This window comes from Alistipes communis, from assembly GCF_006542665.1.
GTDB classification, from domain to species: Bacteria; Bacteroidota; Bacteroidia; order Bacteroidales; family Rikenellaceae; genus Alistipes; species Alistipes communis.
On the sequence record NZ_AP019735.1, the window covers coordinates 2,075,036 to 2,096,079 of the forward strand.

Genomic DNA, 21,044 nt, shown 5'->3' on the forward strand with positions numbered 1-21,044 from the left:
GACAGGAGAACGGGGATCGGAAAAAACTGTTCGAATGTTAATGAATACCTAAAATTACGACAATGTTACTCAAACTGAGAGGAATGTGCGCTGTCCTGTTGGCGGCGCTGGCATTCGCCGGCTGCTCGGACGACGATGCGGCGAGTAGTCTGGCGACGAATTTCGACGAACTGGAATTTTCCTACGAGGAGTCCGACCAGCAGCTGTTGATTCGCTCGACGGTGCCGTGGACGTTGGACTGCACCTATCTGACGGGCGACGGGTGGCTCGCGTTCGACAAGACGAGCGGCCCCGGCGACGAGGGCATCGTTTCGCAGCGCGTGACGATCAAGGCGCTGCACAACACCGGTGTCGAGCGCACCGCCGAACTGCACATTACGGGCGCCGGTTTCGACCGCAAGGTGACCGTCGTGCAGGAAGACGGCCAGGTACGCATCGACGGCGTGGAGCTGGAAGGCGACATGGCCAAAGACGAACCGGTCGAGAAGACCTACATCGCCGTGAACTATTCGCGTGCGGTGGGCGGCGAGAAGCTGACCGTCACGCCGACGCTGTCGGGCGAGGGCTCGGACGGCCTGTCGGTGGCTGCGGGCGAGGTGACGCTCGACGCGGGCAGCGGTGTGGCGCGCATGGCCGTGACGGGTACGCCCACGACCTTCGGCGAGGTGCTCTTCAAGGTCGCCGTCGAACTCGGCGGCAAGAGCTTCGGCCCCTACGAGGTGAAGAGCGAAACGGCCAACCGCATGGCGGCGCCGACGGGACTCTACGTCTTCCGTGCCGATTCGCACGAGATCATCATGGAGTGGGACAACGACCACAGCACCGTACGCACCAGAAAGTGGGCATGGCAGCTGCTGGATTCCGATGCGGACGACGCCGGGGTGGTGCGCGAGTTCACCTACGAGGTGAACAGCAACGACGACAAGAATCCGAAGTATGTTTACAACCGTTTCATCATCGGGGCGCTCGATCCCGGAACGACCTACTATTTCCGCGTGAAGCGCTGCCCGTCCGAGGGGGTTGCCGACGATGCGGGCAAGATCGACTCGAAGTGGACGGAGCTGTGTCCCGTGACGACGAAGGCTGAACCGGAGGTGCCGGCCGACGCCGTACTCTTCCAGGATTTCCGCTATCTGGCTTACGGCGGCAACAACGTCTATACGGCGTTTGCAGGCGGTGTGAACGACAATCCGACAGGCAAGGCGCTCGATCAGATCTTCGTGCCCTATGAGAAATACTGCAACGCCAATTCGGCGGCGGCCAACCTCTGGACGACCCACAGCGCGGCCTACCGCTCGGCGGTCGGCCTGGACGGCTGGGTAGGCGGCAACAATGCGGCCGGACACACGGGCAACAATTCGGTCTACGGCGCTACGGGGATGCTCAAACTGGGTACCGGATCGGCCGTCGGCTGGATTCAGACGCCGGCGCTGGAAAAACTGACGGGGGCGACCGACATCACCGTGAGCTTCGACGCCTGCTGCTGGTGGGAGGATCCTTCGTCGAGCGCGAAGAGCGACAATCCCGAAATCAAGGTGATCGTCGTGGGCCCGGGTACGATCGACGGCCAGAAGGAGGCGAAGGTACAGATCAGCGAGAAACGGGAGATGAAACCCTGTACGGTGAACGTCGCAGGCGCGACGGCCGAGACGCACATCGAGTTCAGTGCGGTCTTCGCCAAGGAGAACGGGCTTACCAACCGCTGGTTCCTCGACAACGTCCTGATCGTTCCGGCCAAGTGATTCGCGCCGGAGTTTCGGAATCCGGCGCGATGGTAAGAGAGGGGTGCGGCCCGCAGAAGCCGCGCCTCTCTTTATTTTGGTAGCTATATACGGCTTCGCACCCCGTCGGATTTCCGATCCGATGCACCCGACCGGCCGTCGGAGCGTTCGCGGCGGAGCCGCGTTTGCAGATTGGACCCACCCCCAAACCCCCCCCCGCCTCGGCGGGGGCTTCGGGCAAGGCCCGCTCGGGTCGTCGGGCTTCGGAGGAGCGGCGGTGCAAAATGGGATATTGCCGCCTGATTCTATCGATTACCCCGGGAGAGTCATTTTTTGAAATCTATAAATCAAAATGCGTAACGACGCCGTTTCCGAACATTCTATATTTGTGTACAATTATGTAACAAAAAGCCGTCAGGCCTCCTTTTTCCGTGCCGCCGGACAGTTCGCGCGGCCGCTGCGAGAAGCGGAAACGGACAGCAGGGAGCCGAAACGGCCGCCGACACCAGCCGATCCCTATCTCCGATAGATGTAAACAAACTTAAAACTATGAATCATGGATGAACTTAGACCAGTAACGAACCGGTCGAAAGCCTTCGGCTCTCGGCTCGGACTGTTTTGTCTGGCCTGCCTGTCGGCCGGCCTGGCACTGATTTCCCCCCCCCTCGCCTTTGCGGCGCGGCCGGCTGACGAATTGTTGGATATCCGGGGCGTCGTCGTAGATACGAAAGACCCTCCCACGCCGCTGGTGGGCGTGACGGTGCTCGTGCAGGGAACGGTTCGCGGAACGACGACCGACGCCGAAGGATTCTTCTCGATCAAGGCCAAACACGGCGACGTGCTCACCTTTTCGTTTATCGGGTACACGGGCAAAGAGTATCGGGTGAACAAAAGCGTGGCCAACCTTTCGATCGCAATGGAGGAGGAACTGACCAGTATCGACCAGGTCGTGGTGACGGGTATGACTTCGCAGCAGCGCAAGCATATCGCCGCTTCGGTCGGCGCGGTGGCGCCCTCCAATTTCGAAAACAAGCCCATCACCCGTCTGTCGCAGGCCTTGCAGGGCGGAACGACGGGTATCCTGGTGACTCAGAGTTCGGGCCTTCCGGGTGGTGACGGCGCGACGATCAAGATCCGCGGCGTGGCGTCGCTTCTGGGTTCCGACCCGCTGGTGCTGGTCGACGGCTTCGAGTTCGACATGGACAAGCTCGATCCCTCGACCGTCGAGTCAGTGTCGATCCTCAAAGACGCCGCCGCTGCGTCGATCTACGGCGCCAAAGCCGGTAACGGCGTTATCCTCATCACGACCAAACGCGGTTCGGCCGGCAAGGTTTCGGTGTCGTACAACGGTTATTTCGGTATTCAGCAGCCGATCTACCTGCCCGACTTCGTCGACGGAGCCACCTACATGGAGTATATCAACGAGGCCAACCGCAATACCACGGGCGTGGACAAGTATACCCCCGAACAGATTCGGATCACGCGCGAGGGGAGCGACCCGATCCATTATCCCAGCACCGACTGGATGAAGGAGACGATGCGCGAGACGGCCCCGATCCACGAGCACAACTTCACCGTGTCGGGCGGTAACACCACCGCGCGCTTCGCCCTGTCGGCGCAGTATCTCAATCAGGACGGTATGTACAAGGTGATGGACAACGGATTCGAACGTCTGACGGTGCGTGCCAACACGACGGTGAACCTCAACAAGGACATCATGATGTTCGTCGACATGTTCGTCGGCCGCGATACGCAGCGTCAGCCCGAGACGATGAACAAGACCATTCTGGACTACATCTATCTCGCACCGCCGACGCTCGTCTCGAAATATCCCCGCAAGGAGGGACAGAAGCCCGGATACGACTACTACGGCGTCTATTTCGAGTGGATGAACCCGCTGGCCAACCTCGAACGCGGTACGCAGGTCGAAAGTGTGCGCGACTACGTGACGATCAACGCCCGCCCCACGTGGCATATCATTCCCGGCCTGACGCTCAAAGGACAGGTGGGCTACCGCATCGCATCGGGCATGGACAAGAAGGACCGCAACGCCTACGTCTTCCTCGATTACTTCTCCGGCAACGAGTCGGGAACGTTCGGCGCCGTGAAGTCGGCCACCTATACCACGCGCACGAGCTACTGGATGGTCGGCGCGACGCTCGACTGGACGAAGGAGTTCGGCGACCACCGCATCAACATTCTGGGCGGATGGAACGAAGAGGTCGACCGCCGCAACGGCTGGGACGACGTGGCGCTGCTCTCGTTCTTCGGAAAGGCCTATTACAGCTACAAGGACAAGTATCTGGCCGAGGTCGGCATTCGCCGCGACGGTTCGTCGCTCTTCGGCGACGGGCACAAGTGGGGCAACTTCCCTTCGGTGGCCGTGGGCTGGAACGTCAACCGCGAACCGTGGATGCAGAACGCCCGGTTCATCGACAACTTCAAGATCCGCGCCTCCTACGGTATGCTGGGCAACAACAACGTGGCGCTCTACCGCTATCAGACCATTATCGACAACTCGGGTAACGAAATCGTCAACGGCAACCCCGACCTGACGTGGGAGAAGGTGAAGATTCTCGACGCGGGCATCGACCTGAGCCTCTTCGGGCAGAAGCTCGAAGTGACCTTCGACTGGTTCCGCAAGGTGACCGACGACATGATCGTCAACGTGCCTTCGACGCCCAGCTCGGGGCTGCTGGCCGCCCCGATGAACGTCGGAAAGGCCGAGGTGAAGGGTTACGAGATCGGCGTGGGCTTCAACCACTCCTTTACGAAGGACATCGATTTCAGCATCAATCTGGGTTACTCCTACAACAAGTCGAAGTGGCTCGAAATCACCAACGACGAGCTTATCAACGGCAATACGATCTATCGCAAGGGACACGCCATCAAGGAGTACTACGGCTATCAGGCCGATCACCTGCTCACGCAGGACGATCTCGATTTCCGCGTGCCGATCATTGGCGGCTACGACGGCGCGACGACGGCGCAACTGCCCGGCGACATCCGCTACGTGGATACCAACGGCGACAAGGTGATTACGACCGACGACCGCGTGCCGCTGGGCGACCAGGATCCGCACAGCGTCTACTACGGCAACCTCTCGTTCCGCTGGAAGAACCTCGACTTCGACATGCAGGTCAACGGCGTGGGATACGTGCCGATCTTCTATCAGGGGTTGATCTCGAACCCGCTCGATCCGGAGTACGGCGGTACGCCCCAGCGCTGGCACCTCGACCACTGGAAGGCCGAAAATCCCGACCGCAACGCCAAACTGCCGCGCGTGACGACCGATCCGGGCAACAATGCGCTGCTGTCGACCTTCTGGAAGGAGAACGGCGCCTTCGTCCGTATCAAGTACATGCAGCTGGGCTACAACTTCAAGGCGCTGGCCAAGAAGATCCATGCCGGTAACTTCCGTGTTTACGTGAACGTGCAGAATCCCTTCACCTTCACCAAGGTCGAGCTGATCGACCCCGAGACGAAGGGCACGCACACCACCTACCCGATGTTCAAGACCTATTCCGTCGGTCTGAATGTGAATTTCTAACCGGTAACACCTAAACAGTAGACAATTATGAACTATATCGATCATATCAAAGGATACCTCTCCCGCGCAGCGCTCCTGCTGCTGATGGCCGGCGGTGCGCTGATGGCCGGATGCGAGGATTTTCTGGTGCGCGACGTGCCCAACCAGACGACCGACGAGGAGTGGTGGCAGAACAAGGGGCAGCTCAACACGGCGCTCAACAACCTCTACAAGCCCATGCCGTCGGGCAGCATCACCTATGTCAACCATGACGTGAAGCAGGCACAGAATACGGGTTATTCCAATGCGCGCGTGGAGATGGAGGCCCTTACGGACAACGGAATCGGTTCGGCCAACTATGTCTCCTACAACGCCTTTACGGCCGGCATCACGTCGGCCAGCGAGACGGTATGCACCAATATCTGGAATATGAAATGGACAGTGATACGCCGTTGCTGCCGCTTCATGGAGCACTACCAGCAGGCGACGGTGGCCCCCGACGCGGCGCCGCACGAAGGCATCCAGACCGTCGACCGTTTCGCCGCCGAGGCGCGTGCGCTCAGGGCGTTCTACCATTTGGAGCTCTTCCTCTTCTTCGGCGATATTCCGCTCGTCGACCACTCGACGCTGCCGACCGAGCAATTCCTCGTGCGCCGTCCGCAGCAGGAGGTCGTCGACTGGATCGCCGGCGAGTTGGAGGGTGCGTCGCACAACCTGCCGGTCGTGCCGCAGACCAAGTCGGAGCGCTGGCGCTGGACGAAGGGCGCCTGCTATGCGTGGATGTCCTACCTCTATCTCTATGTCGGCGACTGGGCCAACGCCAAGAAGTGGGCCGAGGAGGTAGTCAAGCTGGGAATTTACGATCTCTATCGCAGCACGGCCGATCCGGCCGACAGTTTCCGCCGGCAGTTCATCCACGAGGCCTACAACAACGACACGAAGGAGTCGATCCTCACCACCGAGCTGGGTATGCGTCAGGTGCAGCGCCGTCTGGCTCCGCCCGACGGCGGTAACGGCCAGACCGGTCTGTCGCCCACGGCGTCGCTCGTCGACGAGTTCGAGTTGCTCGACGGCCGCACGCTCGACGAACTGCCCGCCGACGAGAAACGGGCCTACCAGCTCGACCCGCAGCCCGAAAAGCGCGATCCGCGTCTGGGCATGTCGATCATCTTCCCCACCGAGACCTTCCTCGGCTATACGGCCCATCCGTGGGAGCCTTCGCACAAGGACGCCATCGGCAAGGAGGGTTCGACGAAGACCGGTTACTGGATCAAGAAGTGGGCGAACGAAACCGACCGCACCAATTACAGCAGTACGGACGGCGGCAAGCTCGACTTCCAGAACATGCGCTATGCGGTGGTGCTGCTCAACTACGTCGAAGCTGCCATCGAGCTGAACCAGCTGAGCGATCCGAATATCTACGACTATCTCGACGACATCCGCGACCGTGCGGGAATGCCGCCCGTGGATCGCACGAAGTACGCTACGCAGACGAAGCTGCGCGAACTGGTACGCCGCGAGCGCCGTGTGGAACTGGCCTTCGAGGGACACCGTCTGTTCGATATCCGCCGCTGGCGGATCGCCGAGCAGGTGATGAACGGCGAGGTCTACGGCGCGACGCCTCCGGGTGCCGACGACCGCTACCTGGCCCAGACGCGCGTCTTCAACCCCAACCGCGACTACCTGTGGCCCATTCCGGTCGGTGAGATGAACACTAACACGGCGATGGAGCAGAACCCCGGGTATTGATGCCGCAGATTCGAACGACGGATTTCTCCGCCGACGGCCGGTGACGGCGGCCGGCGGAGAATTCGTAAACGGCAGAGAGAACAAACCAACTATTAATCTGACTTGTTATGCAACCGATGAAACGAACATTCCGAAGTGCGATATGGCCCCTTTTGGGGCTGTTGACCGTCGCCTGCGCTGCGCCGGACGGGCGCAATCTTCCGGCTGCGGAAGATTTCGAGAGCCTGAGCGCGCAGTTCGCGGCACCTTCCAAGGAGTACGGCTCGGCGCCGCTCTTCGTCTGGAACAAGGTCGTGACGCCCGAACGGATCGACGAAGCGATGGCCGACCTCAAAGACAAGGGCTTCGGCGGCGTCTTCGTACACCCCCGTCCGGGCATGGTGACGCAGTATCTCGACGACAACTGGTTCTCGCTCTTCCGCCATACGATGGAGAAGGGCCGCGAACTGGACATGAACGTCTGGATCTACGACGAGAACTCCTATCCGAGCGGTTTCGCGGGCGGCCACGTCAACGAGGCGATGCCCGAGAGCTACGACGAGGGCGTGGCGCTCAAATACTTGCGTGCCGGGGTGCTGCCCGATACGGTCGACCGCTTCTTCTGCTGCCTGCGACGCGAAGGCGACGCCTTCACCGACATTACGGCCGAAGCCGTTTCGCGGCGTGGCGAAAAGGGCGATTACTACCTCTTCTACAAGGCTTACAATCCCACGTCGCCGTGGTACAGCGGCTTCTCGTACGTGGATCTGATGCACGAGGGCGTGGCCGACAAATTCATCGAACTGACGCTCGACGGTTACAAGAAGGTCGTGGGCGAGGAGTTCGGCGGCACCGTTCCGGGCTGGTTCACCGACGAGCCGCAGATCGTGGTGACCGACCGCGAGTCGATCCGCTGGACGCCCGACCTGTTCGATGCCTTCCGCGCCCGCTGGGGATACGATCTCGAACCCAATCTGGTCTCGCTCTGGGAGGAGGTCGGTCCGTGGCGGCAGGTGCGGCACAACTACCGCGACGTGCTGATGAATCTCTTCCTGGATCGCTACATCAAGGTCTGCCACGACTATTGCGAGCGCAACAACCTGGTCTTCACCGGCCATTTCTGGGAGCACGGGTGGCCCGACATGGGGCACAACCCCGACAACATGGCCATGTACGCCTGGCAGCAGATGCCGGGCATCGACCTGCTGTACAACAAATTCGATGTCGAATCGCCCAATGCCCACTTCGGCAACGTGCGTTCTGTGAAGGAGGTCAACAGTGCGGCCAACCAGATGGGGCGCGTGCGCAAGCTGAGCGAATCCTACGGCGGCGGCGGTTGGGACATGACGCTGCGCGACTTCAAGCGTCAGGGCGACTGGGAATATGCGCTGGGCGTGAACTTCATGAACCAGCATATCGCACCGCTGAGCATCGCCGGTGCGCGCAAGTACGACTATCCGCCCGCCTTCACGCCCCATTCGCCGTGGTGGGAGTATTACCGCGAGCTGAACCTCCACTTCGCCCGTCTGTCGCTGGCGCTCTCGTCGGGCGGCCAGTACAACGACGTGCTGGTGCTCGAACCCACCACCTCGATCTGGATGTACTACACCTACAACGCGCCGCGCCCGAACCGCTGGCGGACGATGGGCGAGGAGTTCCAGGCCTTCATCACCGCATTGGAACGGCATCAGGTGGAGTTCGATCTGGGGTCGGAGAACATCCTGCTCAACCACGGTTCGGTCAAGGGCGACCGCTTCGTCGTGGGTAAACGCGCCTACGGGACGGTGGTGCTGCCGGCGCAGATGGAGAACGTCGACGCCGCGACGTTCGACCTGCTCGAACGGTTCGCCGCGAAGGGCGGCCGGATCATCGCCTACGGTACGCCGCAGTATGTGGACGGTGCGAGGAGCGCCGAGGCGGAGGCCTTCTTCGCCGATCCGGCGAAGGTGACGCGCGCCGATGCGGGCGAACCGATCGACTACTCGCTCTTCGCCACGCCCGAAATCGCATTCGATGTGCCGGAGGGCAACTACCTCTTCCACCATCGCCGCCGCATGGACGACGGACAGCTGTTGTTCCTCGCCAATTCGAGCCTCACGCGCCCCGTCCGGGGTACGGTGACGCTGCAAGGGCGTCAGGCCGCGCTGCTCGATACCCGCACGGGCGAGATCCGCGGCTACGAGGCGCAGCGCGAGGGCGACCGGCTGACGATCGCCTACGATCTCCATCCGGCCGGCAGCCTGCTGCTCTACGTCTTCGACGAGGAGCGCGAGGGGTTGGCACCCGCACCTGTGCGGCGCGTGCTGACGGCGGTCCCTGCCGCGGGAGGTCTGACGGCGAAGCCCGACGCGCCCAACGTGATGACGATCGATTTCTGCGATCTGGAACTCGACGGCAAGGTCTATCCGGATCTGAACAGTTACGACGCGGCCAAACTCGCCTACCAGCATCACGGCTTCAAGGCCGGCAATCCGTGGAGCACCTCGGTGCAGTTCCGCGACCATACCGTGCGCCGCGACACCTTCACGATGGGCGGATTCAAGGCGTCGTACCGGTTCACGGTGACGCCCGGTGTCGACCGCAGCCGCTTGCAGGCCGTCGTCGAGCAGCCCGAACTCTACCGCGTGACGCTCAACGGCGTGGAGCTGAAAGCCCTGCCCGACAAGCACTGGATCGATCCCGAAATGCGCTTCATGCCCCTCGGCGATGCCGTGCGCACGGGCGAGAACGTGCTGACGATGGAGTGCTCGCCGATGCGCGTGCTGGCCGAGATCGAACCGATCTACATCCTGGGCGATTTCCGGCTCGAACCGGCCGCCAAAGGGTGGAACATCGTCGCTCCGGGCGATTTCGCCGCCGGCAGCTGGAAGGCGCAGGGCTGGCCCTGCTATCCCGGCAAGGTGACCTATGCGCGGGAGTTCGATGTCGCCGAAAAGGCGCCCTACTACGAAGTGGCGCTGGGCGAGTGGAAGGGTACGGTCTGCGAGGTGCTCGTCAACGGCCGTTCGGCCGGTATCGTCTATGCGGAGCCGTATACGGTCGACGTGACGGAGTGGATCGTGACGGGCCGCAACCGTGTGGAGGTGAAGGTCGTGGGCAGCAACTACAACCTCATGGGGCCGCTGCACGCCGCGCACTTCAAACGGATCACGCCGGCCTTCTGGCGCGGGGTCAAGGAGTATCCCTCCGGTAAGGACTACGTGCAGCAGGACTACGGTCTGATGGGCGATTTCACCCTCGCGGCGGGTCGTTGATCCCTCTTTCGGACGAATTTGCGATGCGGGACGGCGGAATGCCGTCCCGCTTTTCGTCCGGTTTCGTTTGCGATTGTCGGGCGCTATGTCCGTGAGGAGGGGGATTTTGACATTCGGAAAGGGGGACGGCTCGAAGAAATGTCGGTTTCGTTATGAAATTTTTACGGTTTTATTTTGAAATTTTTCGTTTTATGCGTTCCTTTGTATGCGGAAAATAATCGAAAACGAAAATATCCTATGACAAAGCAATTCGATGTGATTATTATCGGCGGCGGCGCTACGGGTGCGGGTGTGGCCCGCGACTGCTCCCTGCGCGGTATCCGTGCGCTGTTGCTCGAACGAGGCGACATAGCCACGGGTGCGACGGGCCGTAATCACGGTCTGTTGCACAGCGGCGCACGCTATGCCGTGACGGACCGCGAATCGGCCGAGGAGTGCATCAAGGAGAACATGATCCTGCGCCGGATCGCCAGCCATTGCGTCGAGCAGACCGACGGTCTGTTCCTGAGCCTGCCCGAAGACGGGCTGGAATTCCAGGCCAAGTTCGTCGAGGCGTGTCGTGCGGCGGGTATCCGCGCCGACGTGATCGACCCGAAGGAGGCGCTGCGGCTCGAACCGTCGGCCAATCCGGCGATGGTCGGCGCGGTGCGCGTTCCCGACGGCGCGGTCGATCCGTTCCGGCTGACGGCCGCCAACGTCATCGATGCCAAGGCGCACGGCGCCGAGGTGCTGACCTACCACGAGGTGCTCGACTTTCTGCGCGAACAGAACCGCATCACGGGCGTCAAGGTGCTCGACCGCAAGACGGGCCAGACGGCCGAATACCGCGCGCAGGTGGTGGTCAACGCGGGCGGCATCTGGGGGCACGACATCGCCCGCAAGGCGGGGGTGACGGTCAACATGCTGCCGGCCAAGGGCTCGCTGCTGATCTTCGGCCACAGGGTGAACAACATCGTGCTGAACCGCTGCCGCAAGCCGGCCGACGCCGACATCCTGGTGCCGGGCGATACGATCTCGCTGATCGGCACCACGTCGAGCAAGGTGCCCTTCGACGAGGTGGACGACATGTACGTGACGGCCGACGAGGTCGACCTGCTGCTGCGCGAGGGAATGAAACTGGCCCCGTCGCTGGAACATACGCGCATCCTGCGCGCCTACGCCGGCGTGCGTCCGCTGGTAGCGTCGGACGACGATCCGAGCGGCCGCAGCGTGAGCCGCGGCATCGTGGTGCTCGACCACGCCACGCGCGACGGGTTGGAGGGCTTCGTGACCATCACGGGCGGCAAGCTGATGACCTACCGTCTGATGGCGGAGTGGACGACCGACTTGATTTGCAAAAAGTTGAATCTTACGGCCAAATGTACCACCGCCGAGGAGAAGTTGCCCGGCTCGCGCGAGCCGGAGGAGGAGGTCAATCGTCGTCTGATCTCGGTGCCGGTGGCGCAGCGCGCCTCGTCGATCCACCGTCACGGCGACATGGCCGGCAAGGTGGCTGTGGGCGATGCCGCCCGGCGTTCGCTGGTGTGCGAATGCGAGGAGGTGTCGGTCGGCGAGGTGGAGTATGCGCTCAATGAGCTGGACGTGAACAATCTGGTCGACCTGCGCCGGCGCACCCGTGTGGGCATGGGTACCTGTCAGGGCGAGTTGTGCGCCTGCCGCGCCGCGGGGCTGATGGCCGAAGCGGGCAAGTACTGCGTGCGGCGCGCCAAGGAGGATCTGACGGCGTTCCTCAACGAACGCTGGAAGGGCATGGCCCCCGTGGCGTGGGGCGATACGCTGCGCGAGAGCGAGTTCACGATGTGGCTCTACGACGGCGTGTGCGGTTTAACGAGTGCTAACAATACGAAATGACGATATGAAATTCGATAGTGTAATCATCGGCGGCGGCCTGGCGGGACTCGTCTGCGGCATCCGCCTTTCGAAAGCGGGGCGGCGCTGCGCCATCATCTCTTCGGGGCAGAGCGCGCTGCACTTCTCGTCGGGGTCGTTCGATCTGCTGGGCGCGCTGCCCGACGGTACGCCCGTGACCGCTCCCGCGGAGTCGGTGGCCGAGACGATCCGGCAGGCTCCCGAACACCCTTACGCCCGCATCGGCGCCGAACGTTTCGGGGCGCTGGCGGCCGAGGCCGCCGCACTGCTCGCGGAGGCGGGCGTCGCCGTCGAGGGCGATGCAGCCCGTAACCACTACCGGCTCACGCCGATGGGCGGGCTGAAACCCGCGTGGCTGACGCTGGCGGGGTATGTGCGCAGCGAAGCGTCCGATGCGCTGCCGTGGCGCAAGGTGGTGCTGTTCAATGCCGAGGGCTTCCTCGATTTCTATACGCAGTTCCTCGCCGAGGGATTCCGCCGCATGGGGACGGAGTGCGCGGTGCGCACGTTCAACATGCCGGCGCTCGAAACGATCCGCAACAATCCCAGCGAGATGCGTTCGGCCAATATCGCCCGCATCTTCGACCGGCAGGAGAATCTCGACGAGTTGGCCCGGATCCTGCGGCGCGAGGCGGGCGATGCCGAAGCGGTGTTGCTGCCCGCCGTGCTGGGGATCGACCGCCGCGATGCGGCGGCGCAACTCGAACGGCAGGCGGGCCGTCCCGTGGCGATGGTGGCCACGCTGCCCCCGTCCGTCCCGGGATTGCAGGCGCAGTTGCAGCTGCGGCGCTACTTCCAGCAGTCGGGCGGCGTCTACATGCTGGGCGACACCGCCGTGCGTTACGAGGCCGAAGGCGGCCGCATCACGGCGCTCTACACGGCCGACCACGGCGACATCGCCTTCGAGGCCGACAGCTACGTGCTCGCCACGGGCAGCTATTTCAGTCAGGGGTTGGTGGCCGGGATGGACGGCGTGCGCGAACCGCTGTTCGGGCTGGACGTGGCCTGTGCCGCCGACCGCGGCGCATGGTACGACCGCGACCTGTTCGCGGCGCAGCCGTTCGAACACTTCGGTGTGAAGTGCGACGAGCACCTGCGCGGCCTGCGCGACGGGCGTGCGGTGGAGAACCTCTACGCGATCGGCGCCGGACTGGCGGGATTCAACCCCGTGAAGGAGGGATGCGGCGCAGGTGTTTCGATGCTCACGGCGCTGGCCGCCGCCGAACGGATTTTAAACGAGTAAGGTTATGATGACGGAATACAGTGAAAACAATTTCGAGCAGTGCATCAAATGTACTGTCTGCACGGTCTATTGCCCCGCGGCGGCTGCCAATCCGCTCTTTCCGGGGCCGAAGCAGGCGGGGCCCGACGGCGAACGCCTGCGCCTGAAACAGCCCGGCTTCTACGACGAGGCGCTCAAATACTGCCTCAACTGCAAACGCTGCGAAGTGGCCTGCCCGTCGAACGTGCGTATCGGCGACATCATCCAGCTCGCGCGCATCAAGTACAGCAAGAAGCGGCCGGGACTGCGCGAGTTCGTGCTCGCCAACACCGATTTGGTGGGAACGCTCTCGACGCCGCTGGCGCCGATCGTCAACGCCACGGTGGGGCTCAAACCCGTGAAGATGGTCATGGATAAGGTCATGCGCATCGATCATCGCCGCACCTTCCCCAAATACGCCTTCGGCACGTTCGAGGGGTGGATGCGCAAGCAGCGCGAGGCGCAGGCGGCTTTCCCCGAACAGGTGAGCTATTTCCACGGCTGCTACGTCAACTACAACAACCCGCCGCTGGGCAAGGATTTCGTGCGGGTGATGAACGCGCTGGGCATCGGCGTGCAGCTGTTGAAAAAGGAGAAGTGCTGCGGCGTGGCGCTGATCTCCAACGGACTGATAAATCAGGCCAAACGGCAGGCGGAGGTCAATATCGCTTCGATCCGCGAGTCGGTCGTGGAACGAGGTCTTCCCGTGCTGGGCACCTCGTCGACCTGCACCTTCACGCTGCGCGACGAGTATCCCCACCTGCTGGGCATCGATACGTCGGACGTGCGCGATAGCGTGGAGCTGGCGACCCGCTATATCTACCGGCTGCTGGAATCGGGCAAGGCGAAGCTGCGCTTCCGCAAGGATGCGCCCAAGGTGAAGGTGGCCTACCATACCCCCTGCCACATGGAGAAGCTCGGGTGGTCGTACTACTCGATCGAACTGTTGAAGATGATCCCTTCGGTGGAGCTGACGGTGCTCGACTCGCAGTGCTGCGGCATCGCGGGAACCTACGGCTTCAAGAAGGAGAACTACGAGACTTCGCAGGCCATCGGCGAGGGGCTGTTCCGGCAGATCGAGGCGACGGGCTGCGACGTGGTGGCCACCGATTGCGAGACCTGCAAGTGGCAGATCGAGATGTCGACGTCGAAGCGGGTCGAACATCCGCTTTCGATTCTTGCGGCGGCGCTCGACGTGGAGTGACGCCAGAGGCGAGCGTTCGAACCGGCTCCGGAGATTCTCCGGAGCCGGTTTTTTGTTCGGGGCCGGGGAGAACGGGTGCGGAGGCGCGACGCGGCCTGCGGCAGCGGAGCGGTTGCGGACTTTCGGCGCAGGGGATGCGGCTCGCAGAGCCGTCGGTGCGTTGCGGTCCGCGGGGCGAACCGGCGGCTTCGCGCAGGCGATGTCGGCGGGCGTGACGATTTTTTTGCCTGATTTTCATTTCCGGTTACGCAATGCGGCCCCGTCGTGCGTATATAGGGTAGAAAGAGTCGATTATGGATAAAAAAGAGATGCGAAACCTCTTCGACGGCGATTGCTCGCCCGCGGAGGAGCAGGCCGCCGGCCGCTGGCTGGCCGAACACGCCGAAACGAAAGAGGCCGACGAATTGCTGTATGCCCTGCTGCGCGAGACGAAGCCTGCGACGGCCGATGCCGAGGGGGCTTTCCGGCGTGTCTGCCGCCGGCTGGGAATCGCGCCGAAGAGCTCGGCATGGCGGCTCGTCGGCCGCTGGACGATGCGTGCCGCCGCCTGTCTGCTGCTGCCCGTCGCGGCGCTGGCGTTCTATCTCTACGGCGAGGCGCAGCGGCCGGGCGAGTGGTTCGAAGCCTATGCACCCTACGGCAAGACGCTGCGCGTGGTGCTGCCCGACGGCTCGGAGGTGGTCATCAATTCGGGATCGAAGCTGATCTATCCCGACCGCTTCGGGCCCGATCGCCGGCAGGTCTTTCTGGCGGGCGAGGGCTACGCCACGATTGCGAAGGATCCCGGGCGCCCCTTCGTGATGTCGGCCGGCGAGGTCGACGTGCGGGTGCTGGGCACGAAATTCAATCTGAAATCCTATGCCGAGGATTCGGAGGTCGAGGTGACGCTCGTCGAGGGCAGCGTCGAAATGGAGACCAAACTCGGCGGCGACGACCGCATCGTGCGGCTCCGCCCGGGCGAGCTGGTGAAGCTCGACAAGCGTACGGGATCGACCGAAACCTTCGATGTGCCGACGGATACCTACCGCCCCGTCGTCTGCGGGGGCGGGCTCTTCTTCATGGACAAACGCTTCGACGAGATCGTCGCCTACCTCGAAAAACGCTTCGACGTGAAGATCAACGTCGCCGACCGCGCGCTGGCCGAGCGGCGCTTCATCGCCTCGTTCGTCAACGGCGAGTCGCTCGACGAGATGCTCGCTTCGTTCAATGCCGACGAGGCGATGCGCATTCGCCGCGAAGGCCGCATCGTCAACATCACCAAACGCTAACCCTCAAAAGAAATCGCCCATGGAATAAGATCGATCCTCGTAAAAAAAAGGCGGAGATATTCGCACTATCCCCGCCCGCAGTTCCGGTCGTGAGCTGTACACTCCAAGCACAGAACCAAAACCTAACAAATGTATGAAAAAACCTGAAAACTTGCTAACGATTCCGGGTATAAAATCGTTTTGTCTCGGAATCGTTGTGTCGGCGGCGCTGTTTCTGCCTTCGCAGGCGTCGGCTGACGACATCTCCCTGAACCTGAAAAACGTAACCGTGAAGCGGGCGATCGCCGCTCTGCAACAGTCGCACTATTCGCTCACGGTCGATGCCAGCCAGATCGACATGGAGCGTCGGATCACGGTCGCGGCGGAGGACGAACCGATCGAGAACGTCCTCGCGCAGATCTTCGCGGGACAGGACGTGAGCTATGAAATAAACGGACGGAGCATCGTCGTCACGCGCCGTGCCGTGCCGCGCGTGGCCGAAAAGGCCGTGTCGCGGACGCTGAGCGGCGTGGTGCGCGACGACAAGGGCGCCACGATCGTGGGGGCGACGGTCGTCGTCAAGGGGACGACCACCGGCGTGACGACCGACATCGACGGCCGCTATTCGCTGCGCGTGTCGGCGGACAATCCCGTGTTGCAGATTTCGTTCGTGGGCTACCGGACGGCCGAAGTGGCGGTCGCACCGGCGCAGACGGTCGTGGACGTGACGCTCGCCGCCTCGTCGATCGACGTGGACGAGGTGGTGGTCGTGGGGTACGGCACGCAGTCGCGCCATACGCTTACGACGGCCGTGTCGAAGATCGCCGGCAATGCGGTGGCGGCGGCTCCCGTGACCTCGGTGGGCGACGCCCTGAAAGGCAAGGTCGCGGGTATGCAGGTCTCGACGACCAACTCGCTGCCGGGCGAGGCGCCGACGTTCCTCATCCGCGGCGGTTCGTCGATCAACCAGAGCAATGCGCCGATCGTCATCGTCGACGGGATCACGCGCGCCATGAACGACATCAACCCCAACGACATCGAGTCGATCGAGGTGCTGAAAGACGCTGCGGCGGCCGGCATCTACGGCTCGCGGGCGTCGAACGGCGTGATTCTGATCACCACCAAGAAAGGTACGGTGGGCAAGGGGCCGGAGATCGTCTTCGAGGGGCAGATCGGCTGGGAGTCGCCTTCGCGCAAATGGGATTTCATGAATGCCGAGGAGTTCCTGTCGTTCGTGCGTCCGGCGATCGCCGAGTCGTACAACGGCGCGTCGGTGCTCACGTCGGCCACGGCCGCCGGCACGGGCAACGGCGACGGCTCGATCCATACCACGCGCTTCCTGGGCGACGGCGAGGCGGTTCCCGCAGGCTGGCGGAGCATGACCGATCCGGTGACGGGGCGCACGATCGTCTTCACCGATACCGACGAGCAGGGACACTGGTTCCGCGACGCGCTGTGGGCGAAGGCCTACGTGGGCGTGACGGGCGGCAACGAGAACGTGAAATACGCCGCGTCGGTGAGTTATGCCGACGACGGCGGCGTGGTGGCGATGACCGACTACTCGGTCTTCACGATGCACGGCAGCGCCGATTTCAAGATTTCGAAGCGGCTGTCGGCCTCGACGACCTTCGACCTGTCGCGTTCGATCCGCCACCCGCTCGTCGACAACTACTTCAACAGCCTCGGACGCGGTCTGCTGATCGCGCCCACGCACCGCGACTACGACGCCGACGGCAACCTGCTGCGCGGCGGCGACAACAAAAACTGCCACACGGCGATGTGGTACGAGACCTACTACGACCGCGAATGCGCCGACAAGCGCGCCACGGGCAACTTCAACCTCAACTGGGAGATCGTCGACGGGCTGACCGCCACGGCGCAGTACGCCATGCACGACTACAACTACCGCGGCAGCTACTACTACAAGGGCAATTCGCTCGAACAGACCCGCAGCTGCACCGAGACGCGCACGGAGACGCTGCGCGACCAGTTCACGGCCTACCTCAATTTCGACCGCACGTTCAAGCGCCACCAGATCGGCGTGACGGCCGGTTACGACTACATGGCCGAGCGCTACCGCTACCTGACGGCCAATTCGACCTATGCGCCGTCGGACAAGGTGCCCGTGCTCCAATCGGGCGGCAACTTCACGGCCAGCAACAAGGATACGAAGGAGGTGCTGATCTCCTATTTCGGCCGCGTGAACTATAACTTCGACAAGCGTTACATCCTCTCGTTCACGGCCCGCGCCGACGGTTCGTCGAAATTCGCGCCGGGCAACAAGTGGGGCTTCTTTCCCGCCGGCGCCGCCGCATGGAACGTCTCGGACGAGAAGTTCTGGAACGTGCGGCCGATCAACGACCTGAAACTGCGCGTGAGCTACGGCATGACGGGCAACAACGGCATCGGGTTGTACGACGCCTACGGTTCGTACAGCACGGCGCAGAACTACGCCGGCCACTCGACGACGATCGCCTCGGCGATGGCCAACAGTGCGCTGCGCTGGGAGACTACCACGCAGTTCGACATCGGGTTCGATCTGGGGATGTTCCAGAACCGCCTGCGCATCGTGGCCGACTACTACAACAAGGTGACCGACAACATGATCTTCTCGATCACGCTGCCCGACACGTCGGCCTACTCGTCGGTGAAGGCCAACGTCGGTTCGGCGCGCTTCTCCGGTTTCGAACTGGAAGTACACTCGATCAACGTGCAGAAGAAGAACTTCACGTGGACGACCGACCTGACCTACACCTACAACCGCAACCGGGTGCTGTCGCTGCCCGACGAGTACAAGTATACCGATGTCGACGGCCGCGACGCATGGCGCATCGGCGGCTACACGATGACCGAGAGCGGCTACCGCTTCGGCGGCACGGCCGTGGGCGAACCGCTGGGACGCATCTACGGCTACAAGATCGCGGGCATCATCCAGTCGCAGGCCGAGGCCGACGCGGCGCTCTACGACAGCCAGTCGCACGGCTACCGCCGCTCGGACGGCTTCTCGGAGAATACCGATTCGAAATACAAGGGGCGCAAGGACATCGGCGACTACGAGTGGTGCAACCGCGAGGGTTCGGCGCGCCTGGCCGACGGGCGCGAGCAGATCTCGTCGGAGGATATGTTCTATCTCGGCTCGGTGATCCCGCATTCGGTGGGCGGCATCAACAATACCTTCAAATACAAGAATCTCTCGCTGTCGGTCTACCTCGACTACGCGCTGGGACACTCGATCTACAACTACTTCAAGTCGCGCGTCTTCCAGAACGGCATGGGCAGCAACAACGCCAACCTCGACAAGATGGTCTACGACTGCTGGCGCTATCCGGGCGATACGGAGGCCAAGTACGCGCGCTTCTACGCCAACGATCCCGACTACGGCAACCGCAACTTCTCGCGCATCTCGGACTTCAACGTCGAGAAGGCCGACTATCTCTGCATCCGCGACGTGACGCTCGCATACGACCTGCCCGTGCGCTGGATTAAGAAGCTGGGCATGAAGAAGCTCACGGTGAGCGTCACGGGCAATACGCTCTACTACTTCACCAAGGTTTCGGGTTCGATCAGCCCCGAAAGCGGCGCCGGCGCCGACGGCAATCTCTACAAGAGTACGTCGACGGGCGATGCCACGGGCAACATCGCGCCCAATGCCCGCAAGGTGCTCTTCTCGCTCAAATGCGTCTTCTAATGCTTCACTACAACCAAGATAAAACCATGAAATCCAATAAACTGCTGATCGCGCTGGCGGGATGCGCCGCCTTCGTGGCGACGGCCTGCCACGGCGATCTGGACATCATACAGGACAACCAGCTCACGGCGAGCAACATGTGGACCGAGTCGAGCGACGTCACCACGTCGGCCTACGGCATCTACTACCTCATGCGCGCCAATTTCGTGCAGGACAAGGTCAACGTCTTTTACTGGGGCGAAGCGCGTGTGGGCGAATACATGTGGGGCGCCGGATCGTGGCGCACGGGACACGACAACGACATGTACGGCGTGCAGAACAGCACGATGAACGACTCGAACGCCTCGACGGTCTGGACGAAGCTCTACACGGCCGTCAACGCCGCCAATGCCGTGCTGAAATACGCCCCGACGGTGCCGATGACCGACGCCGACCGCCAGTGGGCGATCGGACAGGCGGCATTCGCCCGTGCCTACCTCTATTTCTGGGCCGTGCGCCTGTGGGGCGACGTGCCGCTGCTGCTCAACCCCGTCGAGTCGGTCGATGCGGAGGAGTGCTATCCCGCGCGTTCGCCCAAAGCCTACGTCTACGAACAGATCGGCCGCGACATCGAGACGGCCGTGGCCTACGTCACCTCGGGCACCGACAAGTACGTCGCCACGCCCGATGCGGTGAACATGCTCAAAGCCGAATACGCGCTGTGGATGTACGCCACGCAGGCGGGCGGCGACGATTACCTCGCGCTGGCCGACGAGGCGTTGAAGGCGATCGGCATCTCGTCGGCGCGCCTTCTCGACGACTACGCCTCGATCTTCGCGGTGGACAACAAGTGCAACGCCGAGGTGATCTTCGCGCTGAACAACAACCAGACCGAGAAGCTCACGGGCGGCTACTACTGGACCTTCTACTGGCCCGCGACCAACGTGGCGCCGGCCTATCAGATGAATCCCGTGCCGATCTACACGACGCAGTGGTGGAACTATTCGGACAACTTCATCTCGGTGCTCAAACGCAGCAAGGCCGAGCACAACGACCGCCGCGTGGACTGCAACTACCTCGAAGGGCCTTACGGCTCGTCGTCGGAGGGGGTGATGAATACGATTTCGTGCCCCAACAAACTCAAAGGCGACTGTTCGACCAACATGATGATCCTCGACTGCGACCTGCTCTACTATCGCTATGCGCAGGCGGTGATGCTGGACGCCGAACTGAAATACTGGCGCAAAGACTATGAGGGGGCTGTCAAGTCGCTGAATCTCATCGCCAAGCGCGCCTACGGCGTGGATAACTTCTACACCGAGGCCACGAAGGAGGCGGTGCTCGATGCGCTGTGTACCGAGACGCTGCTCGAATTCCCGTGCGAAGGGGTGGTGTGGTGGACGCTCATCCGACTGGACAAGATCTGGGACTACAATCCCTCGCTGGCCGAGCGCCGCGCGCTGAACCCCAACATCCTGTTGTGGCCCATTTCGGCGTCGGCGCGCAACAAGAACACCAAGCTCACGCAGACCGAGGGCTGGAACTGATCCGATAACCTAAAACT

Annotated in this window: 10 protein-coding genes; all 10 read left to right on the plus strand. The window is 62.5% G+C overall.

What is annotated here, in order from left to right; translation table 11 throughout:
* The first annotated feature begins 62 nt into the window (after positions 1-62).
* The 10 genes from FMF02_RS08540 (at position 63) to FMF02_RS08585 (ending at position 21,027) form a co-directional block, all read left to right on the plus strand.
* Positions 63-1,742 (plus strand): BACON domain-containing protein, encoded by a 1,680-nt coding sequence (locus tag FMF02_RS08540; protein WP_141412845.1) that lies wholly within the window; start codon positions 63-65, stop codon positions 1,740-1,742.
* 535 nt (positions 1,743-2,277) lie between these two features.
* On the plus strand, positions 2,278-5,271 hold the full coding sequence (locus tag FMF02_RS08545) for a SusC/RagA family TonB-linked outer membrane protein (protein WP_141412846.1): 2,994 nt from the start codon (positions 2,278-2,280) through the stop codon (positions 5,269-5,271).
* A 27-nt stretch (positions 5,272-5,298) separates the two neighbouring features.
* Complete coding sequence (locus tag FMF02_RS08550) at positions 5,299-6,999, plus strand: RagB/SusD family nutrient uptake outer membrane protein (RefSeq protein ID WP_019130184.1); 1,701 nt, start codon at positions 5,299-5,301, stop codon at positions 6,997-6,999.
* A 116-nt stretch (positions 7,000-7,115) separates the two neighbouring features.
* The gene (locus tag FMF02_RS08555; RefSeq protein ID WP_162502290.1) at positions 7,116-10,232 is read left to right on the plus strand and encodes a glycosyl hydrolase; all 3,117 of its coding nucleotides are present in this window, start codon (positions 7,116-7,118) and stop codon (positions 10,230-10,232) included.
* Positions 10,233-10,469: 237 nt separating this feature from the next.
* Positions 10,470-12,083: an anaerobic glycerol-3-phosphate dehydrogenase subunit A gene (gene glpA, locus FMF02_RS08560; RefSeq protein WP_141412848.1), complete on the plus strand. Its 1,614-nt coding sequence runs from the start codon at positions 10,470-10,472 to the stop codon at positions 12,081-12,083.
* 4 nt (positions 12,084-12,087) lie between these two features.
* The gene (gene glpB, locus FMF02_RS08565; RefSeq protein ID WP_141412849.1) at positions 12,088-13,344 is read left to right on the plus strand and encodes a glycerol-3-phosphate dehydrogenase subunit GlpB; all 1,257 of its coding nucleotides are present in this window, start codon (positions 12,088-12,090) and stop codon (positions 13,342-13,344) included.
* Between the two features lie 4 nt (positions 13,345-13,348).
* On the plus strand, positions 13,349-14,566 hold the full coding sequence (glpC, locus tag FMF02_RS08570; RefSeq protein WP_019130180.1) for an anaerobic glycerol-3-phosphate dehydrogenase subunit GlpC: 1,218 nt from the start codon (positions 13,349-13,351) through the stop codon (positions 14,564-14,566).
* Positions 14,567-14,859: 293 nt separating this feature from the next.
* Positions 14,860-15,834, plus strand: a complete 975-nt coding sequence (locus tag FMF02_RS08575; RefSeq protein WP_141412850.1) for a FecR domain-containing protein — start codon at positions 14,860-14,862, stop codon at positions 15,832-15,834.
* Positions 15,835-15,967: 133 nt separating this feature from the next.
* Positions 15,968-19,501 carry a SusC/RagA family TonB-linked outer membrane protein gene (locus FMF02_RS08580; protein WP_244611553.1) on the plus strand — a complete coding sequence of 1,178 codons (3,534 nt, stop codon included), beginning with the start codon at positions 15,968-15,970 and terminating at the stop codon, positions 19,499-19,501.
* Positions 19,502-19,527: 26 nt separating this feature from the next.
* On the plus strand, positions 19,528-21,027 hold the full coding sequence (locus tag FMF02_RS08585) for a RagB/SusD family nutrient uptake outer membrane protein (RefSeq protein WP_141412851.1): 1,500 nt from the start codon (positions 19,528-19,530) through the stop codon (positions 21,025-21,027).
* The last annotated feature ends 17 nt before the right edge of the window (positions 21,028-21,044 follow it).

Coding starts and splice junctions, on each gene's coding strand:
- FMF02_RS08540 (WP_141412845.1), top strand. CDS start 63: ATGTTACTCAAACTGAGAGGAATGTGCGCTGTCCTGTTGGCGGCGCTG.
- FMF02_RS08545 (WP_141412846.1), top strand. CDS start 2,278: ATGGATGAACTTAGACCAGTAACGAACCGGTCGAAAGCCTTCGGCTCT.
- FMF02_RS08550 (WP_019130184.1), top strand. CDS start 5,299: ATGAACTATATCGATCATATCAAAGGATACCTCTCCCGCGCAGCGCTC.
- FMF02_RS08555 (WP_162502290.1), top strand. CDS start 7,116: ATGAAACGAACATTCCGAAGTGCGATATGGCCCCTTTTGGGGCTGTTG.
- glpA (WP_141412848.1), top strand. CDS start 10,470: ATGACAAAGCAATTCGATGTGATTATTATCGGCGGCGGCGCTACGGGT.
- glpB (WP_141412849.1), top strand. CDS start 12,088: ATGAAATTCGATAGTGTAATCATCGGCGGCGGCCTGGCGGGACTCGTC.
- glpC (WP_019130180.1), top strand. CDS start 13,349: ATGATGACGGAATACAGTGAAAACAATTTCGAGCAGTGCATCAAATGT.
- FMF02_RS08575 (WP_141412850.1), top strand. CDS start 14,860: ATGGATAAAAAAGAGATGCGAAACCTCTTCGACGGCGATTGCTCGCCC.
- FMF02_RS08580 (WP_244611553.1), top strand. CDS start 15,968: ATGAAAAAACCTGAAAACTTGCTAACGATTCCGGGTATAAAATCGTTT.
- FMF02_RS08585 (WP_141412851.1), top strand. CDS start 19,528: ATGAAATCCAATAAACTGCTGATCGCGCTGGCGGGATGCGCCGCCTTC.